Origin of the sequence: Streptomyces viridochromogenes DSM 40736 (assembly GCF_000158955.1) — a bacterium.
Classification (GTDB): Bacteria; Actinomycetota; Actinomycetes; order Streptomycetales; family Streptomycetaceae; genus Streptomyces; species Streptomyces venetus.
Genome location: NZ_GG657757.1, coordinates 8466715 through 8483580, shown reverse-complemented (window position 1 = coordinate 8483580; position 16866 = coordinate 8466715). Strand labels below are relative to the sequence as shown.

Annotated in this window: 16 protein-coding genes; 14 read left to right on the top strand and 2 right to left on the bottom strand. The window is 69.3% G+C overall.

Translation table 11 applies throughout. The features are described from left to right. Positions 1–53 precede the first annotated feature (53 nt). The 13 genes from SSQG_RS37290 (at position 54) to SSQG_RS37230 (ending at position 13463) form a co-directional block, all read left to right on the top strand. The gene (locus tag SSQG_RS37290) at positions 54–542 is read left to right on the top strand and encodes a general stress protein (protein ID WP_039934472.1); all 489 of its coding nucleotides are present in this window, start codon (positions 54–56) and stop codon (positions 540–542) included. Between the two features lie 51 nt (positions 543–593). Continuing rightward, positions 594–2504 (top strand): molecular chaperone DnaK, encoded by a 1911-nt coding sequence (gene dnaK / locus SSQG_RS37285; protein ID WP_003995184.1) that lies wholly within the window; start codon positions 594–596, stop codon positions 2502–2504. A gap of 9 nt (positions 2505–2513) precedes the next feature. Continuing rightward, a complete protein-coding gene (locus tag SSQG_RS37280) occupies positions 2514–3131 on the top strand; it encodes a nucleotide exchange factor GrpE (RefSeq protein WP_003995183.1) in 618 nt (205 codons plus the stop codon). 6 nt (positions 3132–3137) lie between these two features. Next, a complete protein-coding gene (locus SSQG_RS37275; RefSeq protein ID WP_003995182.1) occupies positions 3138–4091 on the top strand; it encodes a DnaJ C-terminal domain-containing protein in 954 nt (317 codons plus the stop codon). Further along, positions 4091–4498 (top strand): chaperone modulator CbpM, encoded by a 408-nt coding sequence (locus SSQG_RS37270; protein ID WP_003995181.1) that lies wholly within the window; start codon positions 4091–4093, stop codon positions 4496–4498. Before SSQG_RS37275 ends, SSQG_RS37270 begins: the two co-directional genes overlap by 1 nt. Then, positions 4489–7128, top strand: coding sequence for an ATP-dependent chaperone ClpB (gene clpB, locus SSQG_RS37265; RefSeq protein ID WP_003995180.1), 2640 nt, complete (start codon positions 4489–4491; stop codon positions 7126–7128). The genes SSQG_RS37270 and clpB overlap by 10 nt, the downstream gene beginning before the upstream one ends. Then, complete coding sequence (gene trxA / locus SSQG_RS37260) at positions 7125–7583, top strand: thioredoxin (RefSeq protein WP_003995179.1); 459 nt, start codon at positions 7125–7127, stop codon at positions 7581–7583. Before clpB ends, trxA begins: the two co-directional genes overlap by 4 nt. A gap of 6 nt (positions 7584–7589) precedes the next feature. Beyond that, the gene (locus SSQG_RS37255; RefSeq protein ID WP_003995178.1) at positions 7590–7853 is read left to right on the top strand and encodes a UBP-type zinc finger domain-containing protein; all 264 of its coding nucleotides are present in this window, start codon (positions 7590–7592) and stop codon (positions 7851–7853) included. Continuing rightward, positions 7853–9634 carry an FAD-dependent oxidoreductase gene (locus SSQG_RS37250; protein ID WP_039934471.1) on the top strand — a complete coding sequence of 594 codons (1782 nt, stop codon included), beginning with the start codon at positions 7853–7855 and terminating at the stop codon, positions 9632–9634. Before SSQG_RS37255 ends, SSQG_RS37250 begins: the two co-directional genes overlap by 1 nt. A gap of 47 nt (positions 9635–9681) precedes the next feature. Next, positions 9682–10179, top strand: coding sequence for an Hsp20/alpha crystallin family protein (locus SSQG_RS37245; protein WP_039934470.1), 498 nt, complete (start codon positions 9682–9684; stop codon positions 10177–10179). Between the two features lie 474 nt (positions 10180–10653). Next, on the top strand, positions 10654–12585 hold the full coding sequence (locus tag SSQG_RS37240; RefSeq protein ID WP_003995175.1) for an MFS transporter: 1932 nt from the start codon (positions 10654–10656) through the stop codon (positions 12583–12585). Positions 12586–12606: 21 nt separating this feature from the next. Further along, positions 12607–12999, top strand: coding sequence for a DUF2267 domain-containing protein (locus SSQG_RS37235; RefSeq protein WP_003995174.1), 393 nt, complete (start codon positions 12607–12609; stop codon positions 12997–12999). Between the two features lie 35 nt (positions 13000–13034). Continuing rightward, positions 13035–13463, top strand: coding sequence for a DUF2267 domain-containing protein (locus tag SSQG_RS37230; RefSeq protein WP_003995173.1), 429 nt, complete (start codon positions 13035–13037; stop codon positions 13461–13463). 17 nt (positions 13464–13480) lie between these two features. On the opposite strand, the gene SSQG_RS37225 is transcribed toward SSQG_RS37230, so the two are convergent. Next, positions 13481–14674 (bottom strand): PP2C family protein-serine/threonine phosphatase, encoded by a 1194-nt coding sequence (locus SSQG_RS37225; RefSeq protein ID WP_003995172.1) that lies wholly within the window; start codon positions 14672–14674, stop codon positions 13481–13483. A 50-nt stretch (positions 14675–14724) separates the two neighbouring features. Beyond that, a complete protein-coding gene (locus tag SSQG_RS37220; protein WP_003995171.1) occupies positions 14725–15174 on the bottom strand; it encodes a DUF1931 family protein in 450 nt (149 codons plus the stop codon). A 449-nt stretch (positions 15175–15623) separates the two neighbouring features. Between SSQG_RS37220 and SSQG_RS37215 the strand changes: the two genes are divergently transcribed. Next, positions 15624–16745: a hypothetical protein gene (locus SSQG_RS37215; protein ID WP_208865699.1), complete on the top strand. Its 1122-nt coding sequence runs from the start codon at positions 15624–15626 to the stop codon at positions 16743–16745. Positions 16746–16866: the final 121 nt, after the last annotated feature.

The following is a 16866-nucleotide window of genomic DNA, read 5'->3' as shown; positions in this document are numbered from 1 at the left end:
CGAGTCTGGGGCGTGCTGGGTGCGCCGTGCATACCGGCAGGAAGGACTGGGCGATGACAGAGCAGCCTCGTAGGCCCGTTGCCACGTACGAGACGTACCAGGAAGCCGAACGCGCCGTCGACCATCTCTCGGACCAGGGGTTTCCCGTGGAGAGGGTGGCCATCATCGGCCAGGACGTCCGCCTCGTCGAGCAGGTCGTCGGACGTATGGACTACGGCCGGGCCGCCCTGCACGGTGCGGCGAGCGGGGCCCTTCCCGGTGCGCTGATCGGCTGGCTCTTCGGCCTGCTCGACTGGGTGGACCCGATCGTCTCAGCCCTGCTCGTCGCCCTCTACGGCCTGATTTTCGGGGCGATCGTGGGCGCGCTGTTCGGTCTGCTGCTGTACGCCCTGCAGGGCGGCCGCCGGGACTTCGCCTCGGTCCGCTCGATGCAGCCCAGCCGGTACGACGTCGTCGTGGACGACGCGGTCGCCGACGAGGCCGTACGGCTGCTCGGCGGGCTGCAGACCGCCGGCGTCGGCGGACGTCCCGCCCATACCTGAACCATCGGACCGCAGTTGCGGCGCCTGCCGCCGCACCGGGAGGAGTTCCTCATGGCCAAAGCAGTGGGCATCGACCTGGGCACCACGAACTCGGTGATCGCCGTGTGGGAGGGCGGCGAGCCTTCCGTCGTGCCCAACACCGAGGGCAACCGTACGACACCGTCCGTGGTGGCCTTCACCGACACCGGGGAACGGCTGGTGGGCCAGCTGGCCCGGCGCCAGGCGATCCTCAATCCCAAGGGCACCATCTACTCAGCGAAGCGGTTCATCGGCCGGCACTTCGACGAGATCTCGGACGAGGCCAGGGCGGTGGCGTACGACGTCGTCGAGGGTGAAGGCGGCGTCGCCCGCTTCAAGGTGCGCGACAAGCTCTACGCGCCCGAGGAGATCAGCGCCCAGGTACTGCGCAAGCTCGCCGACGACGCCTCCAAGCAGCTCGGGGAGCGGGTCACGGAAGCGGTCATCACGGTGCCCGCCTACTTCAATGACGCCCAGCGCACCGCCACCAAGGACGCCGGGCGGATCGCGGGACTGGAGGTGCTGCGGATCATCAACGAGCCGACCGCGGCCGCCCTCGCGTACGGCATGGACAAGAAGCAGCACGAGACGGTGCTGGTCTTCGACCTCGGCGGCGGCACCTTCGATGTGAGCATCCTCGACGTCGGCGACGGCGTGGTGGAGGTGCGTTCCACGGCGGGCGACAGTCACCTGGGCGGTGACGACTTCGACCGGCGTCTGGTGGATTACCTCGCGGACGACTTCCAGAAGGAGAACGGCATCGACCTGCGCAAGGACCCGCAGGCCCTGCAGCGCCTGTTCGAGGCGGCGGAGAAGGCCAAGACCGAGCTGAGCTCGGTGACGCAGACGCAGGTCAGCCTGCCGTTCATCACGGCCGATGCCTCGGGGCCCAAGCATCTGACCGACTCGGTCATGCGGTCCACGTTCGAGCAGATCACCAGCGATCTGGTGGAGCGGTGCCTCGGGCCGGTCCAGCAGGCCATGACCGATGCCAAGGTCGGCGAGAGCGACATCGACGAGGTGATCCTGGTCGGGGGTTCCACCCGCATTCCCGCCGTACAGGCGCTGGTGCGCCGGCTGACCGGCGGCAAGGAACCCAACATGAGCGTCAACCCCGACGAGGTCGTGGCCCTGGGCGCCGCGATCCAGGCCGGGGTACTCAAGGGCGAGGTCAAGGATGTCCTGCTGCTCGACGTCACGCCCCTGTCGCTGGGTGTCGAGACACGGGGCGGCGTGATGACGAAGATCATCGAGCGGAACACCACCATCCCCGTGCGCCGCACCGAGACCTTCTCCACCGCCGAGGACAACCAGCCCGCCGTCGACATCGTCGTCCTCCAGGGCGAGCGCGAACGTGCCGCCGACAACCGGGTGCTCGGCCGCTTCCAGCTCACCGACATCCGCCCGGCGCCGCGCGGCGAACCGCAGATCGAGGTCACTTTCGACGTCGACGCCAACGGCATTCTCAACGTCAAGGCCCGAGACCAGGACACCGGCAAGGAACAGGGCATCACCATCACCGAGAGCTCCAACCTCGACCGCGGCGAAGTCGAACGCATGGTCCAGGAGGCCGAGCGCAACCAGGGCGAGGACCAGGCCCTGCGCGAGGCCGTCGACGCCCGCAACGAGCTCGACGCCGTCGCCTATCAGGTCGACAAGCGCCTCGCCGAGCTGGGCGACGCCGCACCCGCGCACGAGAAGGCACGCGCCGAGATGCTGGTGTCGGACGCCCGGGCGGCGGTCAAGGAGGAGGCAGGCGTGGAGCGGGTGCGGCCCCTGACCTCCGAACTCCAGCAGGTGCTGTCCGGGCTGTCGGCACATCAGGGCGGCGCCACCACGGGCGGTCCCGACCAGGACACCACCGGAGACGGTGCGACCGGCGGCGGCCCGGGCGGCGGTGGCGGTGACGACGACGTCATCGATGCCGAGTTCGACAAGGACTGAGGAACCGCCATGCCGATCCACCCCAGGGAATCCGACCCGGCTGTGCCGGACCCGGCCGACCCTGCTCCGGAGGGCGCCGTACGCCCTCCCCGAGGGGATCTTCCGCGCTCGGGCCCGTCGGCCGGGACGGGGCCTGACACGAATGAGGAACCCGGCCCCGACGCGGCCGGCGGCCCCGCCCCGTCCGAGGACGAGCACACGGCCGAGCTCAAGGAACTCGAAGACCGCTGGCGGCGCGCGCTCGCCGACCTCGACAACCTCCGCAAGCGCCACGCCAGGGAACTGGAGCGGGAGCGGACGACCGAGCGGTCCCGCACGGCCGCCGCCTTCCTGCCCATCCTGGACAACCTCGAACTCGCCCTGACCCATGCGGGATCCGACCCCGGCGCGATCGTGGAGGGCGTCCGGGCGGTCCGCGACCAGGCGGTGAACGTCCTCGAACTGCTCGGCTACCCGCGGCACGCGGAGACCGGCGTCGCCTTCGACCCGGCCCGGCACGAGGTGGTCGGCGTCGTCCAGGACCCCGACGCCCCACCGGGCACGGTCGTCGAGGTGCTGCGTCCGGGCTACGGCGACGGCGAACGGCAGCTCAGGCCCGCCGCGGTGACTGTCGCGAAGCGGGAGTGACCGGTCATGGCACAGGACTTCTACGAGGTGCTGGGCGTGTCACGGACCGCGAGCCAGGACGAGATCCAGCAGGCATACCGCAAACTCGCCCGCAAGTACCACCCCGACGTCAACAAGGACCCGGGGGCGGAGGAACGCTTCAAGGACCTCAACGAGGCGTACAGCGTCCTGTCCGACCCCAAGACCCGGGCCCGCTACGACCGCTTCGGCGAGGACTACCGGAAGGTCCCCGAGGACTGGGAGGAGCGGGTCGGAGCCGGCGCGGGACCCGGCGGCGGCTTCCGCGCTCGCAGGACCGCGGGCGCGGGCGGCCCCCGTGTCCGGTACACCGGCTTCGGCGACGACTTCGCAGCGGGGGGCGTCGACATCGAGGACCTGCTCGGCTCGCTCTTCGGAGCAGGCGCCGCCCCCGGCAGTGTGCCGGGGGCCGACCAGGAGGCCGAGCTGCCGCTCACCGTCGAGGAGGCGTACCGGGGCGGCCGCCGCACCGTCACGCTCGCCGGCCCCACCGGGCAGCCGCGACGGTACGAGGTCGACGTACCGCCCGGCGTCACCGATGGGCAGCGCATCCGCCTGGCGGGCGAGGGCGGACGGGGCAGTGGTGACGCCGCCGCGGGGGACCTGTATCTGCGGGTGCGTATCCAACCGCACCCTCGGTTCCGGCTGGACGGCCGGGACGTGTACGTGCAGCTTCCGGTCACCCCCTGGGAGGCCGCGCTGGGCGCGACGGTTCCGGTGCCCACCCCGGGCGGCGGCACGGCCAAGGTCACGGTGCCCGCGGGCTCCTCCAGCGGCCGGCGACTGCGACTGCGCGGCGAGGGCATGCCGAACCCGCGCGGTGCCGACGGCAACCTCTACGCCGAACTCCGCGTCATGGTGCCGCCCAAGCTCAGCGACCGGGAGCGCGAGCTGTTCGAGGAGCTCGCCGCCACCTCTTCGTACGACCCCAGGAGGACGTGATGAGCGACCGACCCTCATGGGCAGCCACCGGCGGCCGGACCGCCCGGTCCGACGCGGGCGGGGCTCCCGTACGGACGAGCGCCGGCTCCACGGCCGTGCGATACGCGCTCGTCCCCGTGCCCAGGCTTTCCCTGGACACCGTGGCCCGCCGCGCCGGCGTCCATCCCGACCTGGTCCGCCGGTTCGTCGCCCTGGGCCTGGTCGAAGCCGAGCGCGACGCCGCGGGGCGCCTGGTGTTCGACCCCGCGGCCCCGGCGGTTCTCGCCCGCGTTCAGCGGCTGCGCTCCGGACTCTGCCTCAACTACGCATCCATCGGTCTGGTGCTCGATCTGCTGGACCGCATCAGTCTGCTCGAAGCCGCACTGCGCCGCGCCGGTACGAGGAGTGACATACCGCCATGGACATGAACCGTCTCACCCAGAAGTCCCAGGAAGCCCTCCAGGAGGCGCAGACCGCCGCCGTCCGCATGGGCCAGACCGAGGTCGACGGTGAGCATCTGCTGCTCGCGCTCCTCGACCAGGAGGACGGCCTGATCCCGCGGCTGCTGCAAGGGGCGGGCAGGGAGCCCGAGGAACTCCGTGCGGCGGTGCGTGAGGAGCTCTCCCGCCGGCCCAAGGTGACCGGTCCGGGTGCGGCGCCGGGTCAAGTGTTCGTCACCCAGCGCCTGTCCCGGCTGCTGGACGCGGCCGAGCGGGAGGCCAAACGCCTCAAGGACGAGTACGTGTCCGTGGAGCACCTCCTGCTCGCCCTGGCCGAGGAGGGCTCGGCGACCGCCGCCGGACGCCTGCTCAAGGAGCACGGCATCACCCGGGACTCGTTCCTGAGCGCGCTGACCCAGATCCGCGGCAACCAGCGGGTCACCTCCGCCAACCCCGAAGTGGCCTATGAGGCTCTGGAGAAGTACGGCCGCGACCTGGTCGCCGAGGCCAGGGACGGCAAGCTGGACCCGGTCATCGGCCGGGACGCCGAGATCCGCCGCGTCACCCAGATCCTCAGCCGCAAGACCAAGAACAACCCCGTCCTCATCGGCGACCCCGGCGTCGGCAAGACCGCCATCGTCGAGGGTCTGGCCCAGCGCATCGTCCGCGGCGACGTCCCCGAAGGACTGCGCGACAAGACCGTGTTCGCGCTCGACATGGGCTCGCTGGTCGCCGGAGCCAAGTACCGCGGCGAGTTCGAGGAACGCCTCAAGGCCGTGCTGTCCGAGGTGAAGGCCGCCCAAGGGCGCATCCTGCTCTTCGTCGACGAACTCCACACCGTCGTAGGCGCGGGCGCCGCCGAAGGAGCCATGGACGCGGGGCAAATGCTCAAGCCGATGCTCGCCCGCGGCGAACTCCACATGATCGGTGCCACCACCCTCGACGAGTACCGCAAGCACATCGAGAAGGACGCCGCCCTCGAACGCCGCTTCCAGCAGGTCCTGGTCGACGAGCCGAGCGTGGAGGACACCATCTCCATCCTGCGCGGACTGCGCGAACGCCTGGAAATCTTCCACGGTGTGAAGATCCAGGACACCGCGCTGGTCTCCGCGGCCACCCTCAGCCACCGCTACATCACCGACCGGTTCCTGCCCGACAAGGCCATCGACCTCGTCGACGAGGCCTGCGCCCGGCTGCGTACCGAGATCGACTCGATGCCCGCCGAACTCGACGAGATCACCCGCCGCGTCACCCGCCTGGAGATCGAGGAGGCCGCCCTCTCCAAGGAGACCGACCCCGCGAGCAAAACCCGCCTCGAGGAACTGCGCAAGGAACTCGCCGACCTGCGCAGCGAGGCCGACGCCAAACACGCCCAGTGGGAGGCCGAACGGCAGGCGATCCGCCGCGTGCAGGAGCTGCGCCAGGAACTGGAGCAGGTCCGCCACGAGGCGGAGGAGGCTGAACGCGCCTACGACCTCAACCGCGCCGCCGAACTCCGCTACGGCCGCCTCCAGGACCTGGAACGCCGGCTCGCCGCGGAGGAGGAGCAACTGGCCGCGAAGCAAGGGGAGAACCGGCTGCTGCGCGAGGTCGTCACCGAGGAGGAGATCGCCGAGATCGTCGCCGCCTGGACCGGCGTTCCCGTCGCCCGTCTCCAGGAGGGCGAACGCGAGAAGCTGCTGCGCCTCGACGAGATCCTGCGCGAGCGCGTCATCGGCCAGGACGAGGCTGTCAAGCTCGTCGCCGACGCCATCATCCGCGCCCGTTCCGGCATCCGGGATCCGCGCCGCCCCATCGGCTCGTTCATCTTCCTCGGCCCGACCGGCGTCGGGAAGACCGAGCTGGCCAAGACCCTCGCCCGGGCTCTGTTCGACTCCGAGGACAACATGGTCCGCCTCGACATGAGTGAGTACCAGGAGCGGCACACCGTCAGCCGGCTGATGGGGGCCCCGCCCGGGTACGTCGGCTACGAGGAAGGCGGACAGCTCACAGAGGCCGTACGCCGCAAGCCGTACTCGGTCGTGCTGTTCGACGAGATCGAGAAGGCGCACACCGATGTCTTCAACACCCTGTTGCAGATCCTCGACGACGGCCGCATCACCGACGCCCAGGGCCGCACCGTCGACTTCCGCAACACCGTGATCATCATGACCTCCAACATCGGCTCCGAGCACCTCCTCGACGGCGTCACCGCCGAGGGTGAGATCAAGCCGGACGCCCGCGCCCTGGTGATGGGCGAGCTGCGCGGGCACTTCCGCCCGGAGTTCCTCAACCGCGTCGACGACATCGTGCTGTTCAAGCCGCTCGGTGAGCAGCAGATCGAGCGGATCGTGGAGCTGCAGTTCGACGAACTGCGCCGCCGCCTCGCCGAGCGCCGCATCACCGTTGAACTCACCGAGGAGGCCCGCGAGTTGATCGCCCACCAGGGCTACGACCCGGTCTACGGGGCACGGCCGCTGCGGCGTTACATCTCCCACGAGGTCGAGACGCTGGTCGGGCGCGCCCTGCTGCGCGGCGACGTACAGGACGGCGCCACGGTCCGTGTCGACGTCCAGGCCGGAGAGCTGGTGGTCACCTATGACCAGGCCGAGGACGTGAAGGGAGCGCAGGCGGCATGAGCACTGTTCAGGCCACGAACGTCACCTGCCCGCACTGCGGGCGCAAGAACCGGGTGCCCGTGTCCGCCGAGGGCCGCCCCAGGTGTGGCAACTGCAAGCAGCCTCTGCCGTGGATGGTGGACGCGGGCGACGACGACTTCGCCGAGGTCGTCGAGCGGGCCGACGTGCCCGTCGTGGTCGACCTGTGGGCCACATGGTGCGGCCCCTGCCGCATGGTGAGCCCCGCGCTGGAGAAGGTCGCCGGCGATCTCGCCGGCCGAATCAAACTCGTCAAGGTCGACATCGACAAGAACCCGCGGCTGGCGCAGCGGTTCGAGGTCCAGGCGGTACCGACACTGTTGGTCCTCGACAAAGGACAGACCATCGCCCGGCAGGCGGGTGCCGCGCCCGCCCCAGCCCTGCGGCGGTGGGTGGAGCAGTCGATCGCGGGCCGCGAACCGGCCGGGAAAGGGTGATCAGCCATGACCGTACGAACCGACCCCCACCTTGCGCTCGTCCGGCCGGTCCAGCCACTGACCCCCGAAGGGTGCCAAGAGTGTCTGCTGCTCGGCTCCCCGTGGGTCCACCTGCGGCTCTGCCTGACCTGCGGCCACGTCGGCTGCTGCGATTCCTCGCCGAACCGGCACGCGCGCCGTCACGCCGCCGCCGACGGCCATCCGATCGTGGCGTCGCTGGAGCCCGGCGAGGACTGGCGGTGGTGCTTCGTCCACGAGGCGTTCGTGTGATGCCCGGCGACGAGACGCGGCCAGGCGCAGCGCAGGTGCCGGACGAGACGGAGGAGAGCGTCCCCTTCGAGACCGCCGACATCTACGGCGCCTATCCCCGCCTGCCGGAGGACCAGATCGACCGCCTGGCGCAGCGTGGCCGGCGGCGCGCAGTCGACGCCGGCGACGTGCTGATCCAGGAGGGGGAGCGGTGCGAGACGTTCTACGTCGTCCTCAGCGGCTCGGTCGCCATCGTCGAGGGCTACGGAACACCCGACGAACGTCTGCTGCGTGTGCACGGCCCCGGCCGCTTCATCGGCGAACTCGGCCTCCTGAACGGGCAGGTGGCCTTCTACACCGCCGTGATCAGGGACCCCGGTGAGGTCCTCGCCGTGTCCATGGATCAGCTGCGTGACCTGGTGGCCCGGGACTCCGTCCTCGGCGATCTGGTGCTGCGCGCCTGCCTCGGCCGCCGTGCTTTGCTCGTCGGGCAGGGCGCCGGTTTCCGCATCGTCGGCTCGCGCTATTCGCCCGACACCCGGCGGCTGCGTGAGTTCGCCGCCCGCAACCGGCTGCCGTACCGCTGGATCGATCTGGAGACGGACGAGGAGGCCGAGGAGCTGCTGCGCCGCTTCGGCGTAGGCCCGGAAGAGACACCGATCGTCATCTGGCGGGACACCACTCTGTTGCGCAACCCCAGCAACGCGGAACTGGCCCGGCTCATAGGCCTGCCCTCGCTGCCTGCGGGAAACCATCACGGCGATCTCCTGATCGTCGGCTCCGGACCCGCCGGTCTCGCCGCCGCGGTGAACGCCGCCTCGGAGGGTCTCGGTACGACCCTGGTCGAGGCGATGGCCACCGGCGGTCAGGCCGGGACGTCGTCCCGCATCGAGAATCTGCTCGGCTTCCCCTCCGGCATCTCCGGCGCCGAACTCACCGACCGCGCCGTGCTCCAGGCCGACAAGTTCGGCGCCCGGATCAGCGTCCCGGCGGAGGCGGCCCGCCTCGAACCGCGGGACGGCCACTACGCCGTCGGGTTCGCCGACGGCAGCGAGATCACCGCCCGCAGCGTCGTCCTGGCCACCGGCGCCCGCTACCGCCGCCTCCATGTGCCCGGCATCGAACGCCTGGAGGGAACGAGCGTCCACTACTCGGCGACCGTCTACGAAGCCCAGCAGTGCCGCACCGACCCGGTGGCCGTCGTCGGCGGCGGCAACTCCGCGGGTCAGGCCGTACTCTTCCTGGCCGGGTACGCGCCGCAGGTGTATCTGCTCGTCCGTGGGCCGAGCCTCGAGGCACACATGTCCCGCTACCTGATCGATCAGGTCGAGCGCCACCCTCGGGTGCGCGTGCTGCTGCACACCGAGATGACCGAGGCACTCGGCGACAAGGTGCTGGAGGCGGTCACCGTGGTCGACCACCGGACGGGCGAGCATCGGCAGCTCGCGGTGCGGGCCCTGTTCGTCTTCACCGGCGCCGACCCCCACACCGGGTGGCTGTCCGGCGCCCTCGCCCTCGACGCGCGCGGCTTCGTGCTCACCGGCGCGGAGGCGCAGGCCTGCTCCGTTCCCGGACTGTGGCAGAGCCAGGGCCGCGACTGCCTGACGCTGGAAACCAGCCTGCCTGGCGTCTTCGCCGCCGGCGACGTCCGCAGCGGCTCCGTGAAACGCGTGGCCTCCGCGGTCGGCGAAGGCGCGATGAGCATCCACTTCGTGCACCGCTCCCTGAACCACTCGGCCGCGCCCGGCGGCAGTGACAGCGCCCCGCACACCCGACCGAAGGAGTCCGCTTGGCTCGCATGACACCCAGCGGGCGACGAGATCACGAGAAGGAGAAGGAGGCGATGGGAATGACCACGCCCGTCCGGCACCACCGAGGTGCCGCAATGCAGGCCAGGCCGGTCGGCTGGGCACGCAATCCGCTGACGGAGTTCGACCAGCTGCTCAGCGAGATGAGCGGGCTGATCGAATCCACGGTGGGAGGCCCGGCGACCGCAGTGGCGTGGACACCTCTGGCGGATGTCACGGAGTCCGACGACGCCTTCCACGTCGAGATCGAGCTCCCCGGCGTAAAAAGCAAGGACATCGACGTCGAAGCGAACGGCCAGGAGCTGGTGGTCACCGGAGAGATCAAGGAGAGGGAACGCAAAGGCGTCCTGCGCCGGAGCACCCGCCGCACCGGAGCCTTCGAGTACCGGCTGCGGCTGCCCGGAGAGGTCGACACCGAAAAGATCAGTGCGCAGATGTCGGACGGGGTGCTCACCATCACCGTCCCCAAGGCCGAGGTGGCGAAGCCCCGGCACGTCGAGATCAGCGAGACGAGTGAAAGCACCGGGAGCAGCGGCTGAGACGCGGACGCCGCGGTTCCGGACACCCGTCCGGCACCGCGGCCGGGCCGGCGAGGGTCGACATCCGGGGTGACTCATGAATGCGTCCCGTAGGACGAGCGCTCACCGCGGCGGAGACTCGGCATGTGGGTCGCCACCGGCTTCCCTTCGGCGCCGCAGGCGCCAGGCGCGCAGCAGCCGAAGCGGGAGCAGACCCAGCGGTGCTCGCCGGCCCATGTCCGCCTGGTCCTCGCGGTCGAATGCCCGTGCGTAACGCTCCGCGTCCTGGGCCGTGGGATATCGCTTGCTTCCCTCCGCTCCGCACCCACGCGCGCAGTGCCAAAGCATGGTGTCGCCCTCATGAAGAAAGCGAAAACGGTGTCCCAGTAGGTGGCAGCGCAGCACAGAAGACACCCTATGCGGACCGCCTCATTCCGGCCTGTTCTGTCGCCCCGGGCATGCAACAGCCCATGGCCCTGAACGAGGAGGCATGGCATGACCACCACCACCGAGCTCGGTGTCGTCACCACCAAGGTCCCCGCCCGGCTTGACCGGCTGCCGTGGTCCCGATTCCACTGGCGGATCGTCATCGGTCTGGGAACCGTCTGGATCCTGGACGGACTCGAGGTGACGATCGTCGGGGCGGTTGCCGCCCGTATGACCGAGCCGGGCAGTGGCATCAACCTGACCAGCGCCGACATAGGCACTGCCGCCGCCATCTACGTGGCAGGCGCATGCGCGGGCGCTCTCCTGTTCGGGAGGCTCACCGACCGCTACGGGCGCAAGAAGCTGTTCATGGTCACGCTCGGCATCTACATCCTCGCCACCGTCGCGACCGCGTTCGCCCACGACGCCTGGTACCTCTACCTCGCCCGATTCATCACCGGTATGGGCATCGGCGGAGAGTACGCCGCGATCAACTCGGCCATCGACGAGCTGATTCCCGCCCGCAACCGCGGGCAGGTGGATCTGGCCATCAACGGCAGCTACTGGGTCGGTGCGGCGCTCGGCAGCCTGGTCGCCGTGCTGCTTCTCAACGAGAGTCTGCTGGCAGCCGACCTCGGCTGGCGGCTGGCCTTCGGCCTGGGCGGCATCCTGGGCCTCGGCATCATGCTGGTACGCCGCCATGTGCCGGAGAGTCCGCGCTGGCTGTTCATTCACGGGCATGAAGACGAGGCTGAACGCATCGTCGACCGGATCGAGGCCGAGGTGAGCCGGGAGACCGGCCGGGAGCTGCCGGAACCGGGCGAGGCGGTCACCGTACGGCAGCGCGACGTCATCCCGTTCAGGGAGATCGCCGGCACGGCTCTGCGGCGGTACCCGCGTCGCGCCCTTCTCGGTCTGGCGCTCTTCGTCGGACAGGCGTTCCTGTACAACGCGATCGTCTTCGACCTGGGCACGATTCTGAACGGCTTCTTCGACATCGGCTCCGGTTCGATCCCCTACTTCCTGGCCCTCTTCGCCATCGCCAACTTCCTCGGACCGCTCCTTCTCGGCCGGCTGTTCGACACCGTAGGCAGAAAGCCGATGATCGCGGGCACCTACTTCGGCTCGGCAGCCGTGGCAGTCGTCCTCGCCGTCCTGCTGGCCAACGGCGCCCTGACGACGTGGGGGTTCTTCCTGCTGGTCTCTCTGACCTTCTTCGTGGCATCGGCGGGAGCGAGCTCGGCCTACCTGACGGTGAGTGAGGTCTTCCCCATGGAGACCCGAGCCCTGTCCATCTCGCTGTTCTTCGCGATCGGCACGGCCGTGGGCGGAATCACCGGCCCGCTGTTGTTCGGCCACTTGATTCACAGTGGCGATGCGGACCTGGTGGCCATCGGCTTCCTGGTCGGAGCGGCAGCCATGGCGCTGGGCGGGCTGGCCGAGGTCTTCTTCGGTGTCCGGGCCGAACAACAGTCCCTGGAGAACATCGCCCGGCCGCTCACCGCTGAGGAAGCCGAGGCGGCCTGGCGCAACGAGCCCGCGCCGCAGGACGCACGAGACCGCCTCCGTCCCGCACACGTCCGGCGGGCCGCGGACGAGCGGGAACAGCGGATCGCCGAGCGCACCGCCCGCCGCCGGGAGCGGGAGCGCACCGGAGCCCGCCGCTACCGCCCGGGCACCGGACCGGGCAGCAGGATGTACTCGCCGGGGATGGCCGGCACCGCGGGCACGGCAAGCCGTACGTCCGCCATGGCCGAACAACGCCTCGACGACGAGATCGAACAGATCACCCACGCGCTCCGAGAAACCGGCCCGACGAGCCTTGACCGACTCGAAGAGGCCGTGGACGGCCGTTCCTGGGGCCCCGGACGCTTCGGCCGTGCCCTGCGTGAGTCCGAGCGGGAGTCCAGGGCCAGGAGCCTTGCCAACGGCAGCTACGCGCCGCCGGACGGACGAGGCCGGCCCGGCAGCGCACCGGACGGCCCCCATGACCGGCGGTGACCGAGGCAGAAGGAGGCAGCGATGAAATACGACGGATTCCTCGCCCAAGTACGCGAGCGAGGCGAATACAAGGACCAGGCCGAAGCCGCGGACGTCACCAACGCCGTGCTGGAAGTGGTGGCCCAACGGATCAGCCCGGGAGAGGTCAAGGACCTCGCATCCCAGCTGCCCGGCCCGCTGGGACAGGTTCTGGACCATGCCACGCCGCAGCAGGCACAGAGCTTCGGGATCGAAGAGTTCTACCGCCGGGTCGCCGAGCGCACCCATGCCCGGCCGCGGACGGCGCAGTGGGACGCCAGCGCGGTCCTGACCACCGTTGCCGACGCTGTCACCGGTGGGGAACTGAATCAGATCATCAGTCAACTCCCCTCCAGTTACGCGGTCCTGTTCGGCAAGGCCGACCTCGCGGACTGAGCCCTTGAGACGCCCGGAACGAAAGGACCACGCACATGGTTGATACAGGTTTCTCCTCGTTCGACACCATGGTGGACAAGGCCAATCGGCTCCTCAAAGACGTCGAGGAGGCTTTCGGGTGGCCCAAGGAACGGCGTAAGCAGTCGTACGCGGCACTGCGGGCCGTGCTGCACCCGCTTCGGGATCGTCTCCCCGTCGAGACGGCCGTACAGTTCGGCGCCCAACTGCCGACCATCGTCAGAGGCGTCTACTACGACGGCTGGAAACCGGCCGAAACGCCCGTAAAGATGAGCAACGAGGAGTTCCTCGCACGGGTCCGGAGCGAATTCCCCTATGCGGTCGAGGGCGGCAGCGAGAAGCTGGTGCGCACCGTACTGAAAACTCTGGAGCGCCATGTGAGCGCCGGCGAATGGCAGCACCTCAAATCCCGGGTGCCGAACTCGTTCGCCGCGCTCCTGCCGTGACCCCGGTGGAGGAGGGGTCACGGATCAGAGGGCTGCCACTCGAACAGCAAGATCGTGGCGTCGTCGCTGAGTTCGTCGTGCTGATGCTCGAGGATGGCATGGATGAGCAGGCGCAACACTTCCGGGGCGCTCTGCCCTGCCGCGGTCGACCGGATGATGTAGTCGGTGAAGCGCTCCAGGCCGAACTCTTCGCCTGCCTCGTCGCGTGATTCCACGACGCCGTCCGAGTAAAGCAGTATTCGGTCACCGGGTTCGAGGCTGACGTCGTGCACCTGACGGGCGGTCCCGGTGAGACTGGCGGGCAGACCCAAAGGAGGCTCAGGCGGCCGCTCCAAGGCCTTGTGGAGCAGGCGGTGGCGACGGATGAGCAACGGAGGCGGGTGGCCGCAGTTGCACCAGCGCAGCACACCGGTGGGCATGTGCACCTGGGTGAAGACACCCGTGCAGAATTGATCCGGAAGCCACTTCGCCAACGCATCGTCCATGGTGCCCACGAGTTCGTTCAGGTCTGCCCCGCTGCGCCGAGCGTTACGGCAGCCTGCCATGGCGACAGAGGTGGCAAGTCCGGACGCCAGATCGTGCCCCATGCCGTCAAGGACTGCGGCGTGCAGAACGTCCTCGGTGAACGCATGGTCGAAAGCATCGCCACCCAGTTCGTACGCAGGCTCCAGAACTGCCGTCGACACGACCCGCCCGGTGCCGATCGACCGGGGAGGGAGAAAAGCTCTCACCATCTCCGTGGGCAGGCGCATCGGCCTGGTACGCATGCGCTGCGCGATGGTGTCGCTGGAGGTGCGCTTGGATGTGACGATCAGTGCGAGGAGTAGCGCCGCCGTTCGACAGCGCCGTAGCTTGAGCCCGTCCAGGGTGCTCATGTTCAGTTCGACGACGCCCAGCCGCTCCGCTCCGTCGGCCAGGGGCAGCCATAGGTTGAGCCCCCCGGAGGGGACTTCTTCCACTCGGAGAGAGCCGGTGCGGTAGGCCCATCCGGCAAGCGAAGTGTCGAGATCCAGTTCCGGCTCGTCCTCGACAAGCGGCACCAGCAGTCTTTGCTGGATGTCGACCAGATAGATGACGGCCCTGCCCAGGCCCACGGCCTCGGTATACCGGTTCAGGACCATGGGCAGTTCCGCAGGTGATGCCAGCTGGGCGGCCCTCACCATTTCATCCAGCAGCCGCTCCCCGGACCCGACGGACACGTTCCTGTCCATGCCTTCGAGGATCCCTTCGAGGACGAGCCGTCACAATCTGCGGTGGCCACTCACAGCAGGAGGTCGAAGACGGCTCGAGCCTCGTCCCAGTGCTGGGTCTGGGGGTTCTTCAGATCGGGGTGGAGGATCTTGAAGCTCTGGGCGAGGGCCAGGCTGAGTCCGCCGACGATGTCCGGATAGGCCGCCTCGGTCTCCTCATCGGGCGTGCGGTCCAGAGCGGGATGGGTGGCAAGCTGTTCCAGGATCGGCTTGAGCTCTACTTCCTGGTCGATCTTCCGGAAGCGGTGAATGCTCTCCTGCAGGCCTTTCGTGATCGGTAGGTCACAGGTCCGGATGATGTCGCGCCCGTTGGCCTTGGCAGTGGCCTGGGCGACGGTCAGCAGATCGTAGAGCTTGGCGTCGACGAAGTCGCTGTAGCGCTTGAGATCGTTCTTGTCGACGTTCAGTCCTGCGGCCGCGCGAAAGAACCTCTCGAATCTGGCGATGGACATCACGGTCATGACGGCAACCTCCGGCTACGGGAGCCGGCTGACTCCCGGCCCCTGGGCTTCCCAGTCAGCCTGGCCGACGGGGGCGCGCGAACGCATGCGTATGCCGGGTCCAATTAGCCTCCCGGTTTTGCCCTCCCAGGCCCATGCGTCCGACTGCCCGGGTCGTCGGACGGGCGTACGGACCGACAGCAGGCCAGAGAGCGCTCGGGAGAGGCCGGTGAGCAGCAGCCATGGCCGGTTGGCGCGGCGCTTTGCCGGACCCCGGCTCCCGGGCGGATACCGAAGCGGGGTGGTCGGTGGCGCGGCGTGCGGTGCGCGCCAGGGTGATGCCCGCGAGATCCGGCCGTACCTCCCGCACCTGCGGGCGGAGGGCGGCGTGTCACGCGGGGTGGACGTTACCTCGGCGGCGTCTGTGGGCACTTGGGATCGGCGGGGCAGCCGACGAGGAGGGGCCGGTCATGCAGGAGTCGTCTCAGGGCGTTACGGTCGTGGCTCTCCTGGCGGATCCGGACACGCCGACGGAGATCGCGCAGCGCATGGCCCGGACACTTCCTGATCGGCTCACCGACAAGTCGGGCCAGGGGCGACGGTTCGACGTCAAGGTGGTCAGTGAGCCCTTCACCTCGGGGACGGAGGACCCGCCCACCTTGATGCGCCGGATCCTGGACCGCGGGAGTGCGGAGAACTGGGACATCGTCGTGGCCCTCACCGACCTTCCGCTGCACTCACACGGGCGCAGGCTCGCTGTGGATCTGAATCACGAACACGGCTTGGCGCTGCTCTCTCTTCCTTCACTGGGAGGCCTGCGGCTGCAGACGAGGGCCCGGCGGGCCGTCGAAGAAGCCGTGCTTGGCATGGCGGGTCCGCACACCACCGGGGCTGAAGGACCTCCGCGAAGTCAGCCGCTTACGGGGCCCTCCGTCGATCGTCTCGCGCCTGTTCATCCGGGCCGAACCGGTGAGAAGGAGACCGACGATCTTCGGTACGTCGTCAGCGGGCCGCGCGGTTACCTGCGGGTGCTCGCCGGTATGGTCCGCGCCAACCGGCCGTGGCGGTTGGTGCCGGGCTTGCAGAAAGCCCTGGCTGCCGCGCTCGCCACGGGGGCAGTCGCCACCGTGAACTCCACCGTCTGGAACCTGGCCACGTCCCTCAGCACGCCACGCCTCGTGATCGCCACGGTCGGATCGGTCGCGATCATGATCGGCTGGCTGATCATAGACGCGGAGCTGTGGCATCGACCAGCAGAGAGTTCGCCGGAGGCGAGGCAGAGGGCGCGGCTGTACAACGCCTCGACGGTCGCGACCGTCGGTATCGGGGTGCTCGTCTGCTACGTGGGTTTGATGGTCATCAACTGGGTGTGGGCGCTGTTCATCCTCAACGACCAAGTGTTCGCTTCCATGACGCGAACCCCGCTGCACGCCGAGGAGTACTTGACGCTGGCCTGGTTCGTCGCCTCGGTCGCCACCGTGGGCGGCGCGCTGGGATCAGGCTTGGAGAGCGACGAGGCGATCCGGGCAGCCGCCTACTCCAAGCGCGAACAGGAACGTCGCCACAGGCTCCTGGACGACCACAATGACTAGCCGGGGCCCGAGTCGGAGATACGGCGGTGGTCGGTGGTCGTCCGGATGGGAAGATCTAGCCGATCGGTGCGCGCGTGCTCGTTTCGCGTCGAGGCCGACGGGGACCCGGACGGCACGCCGC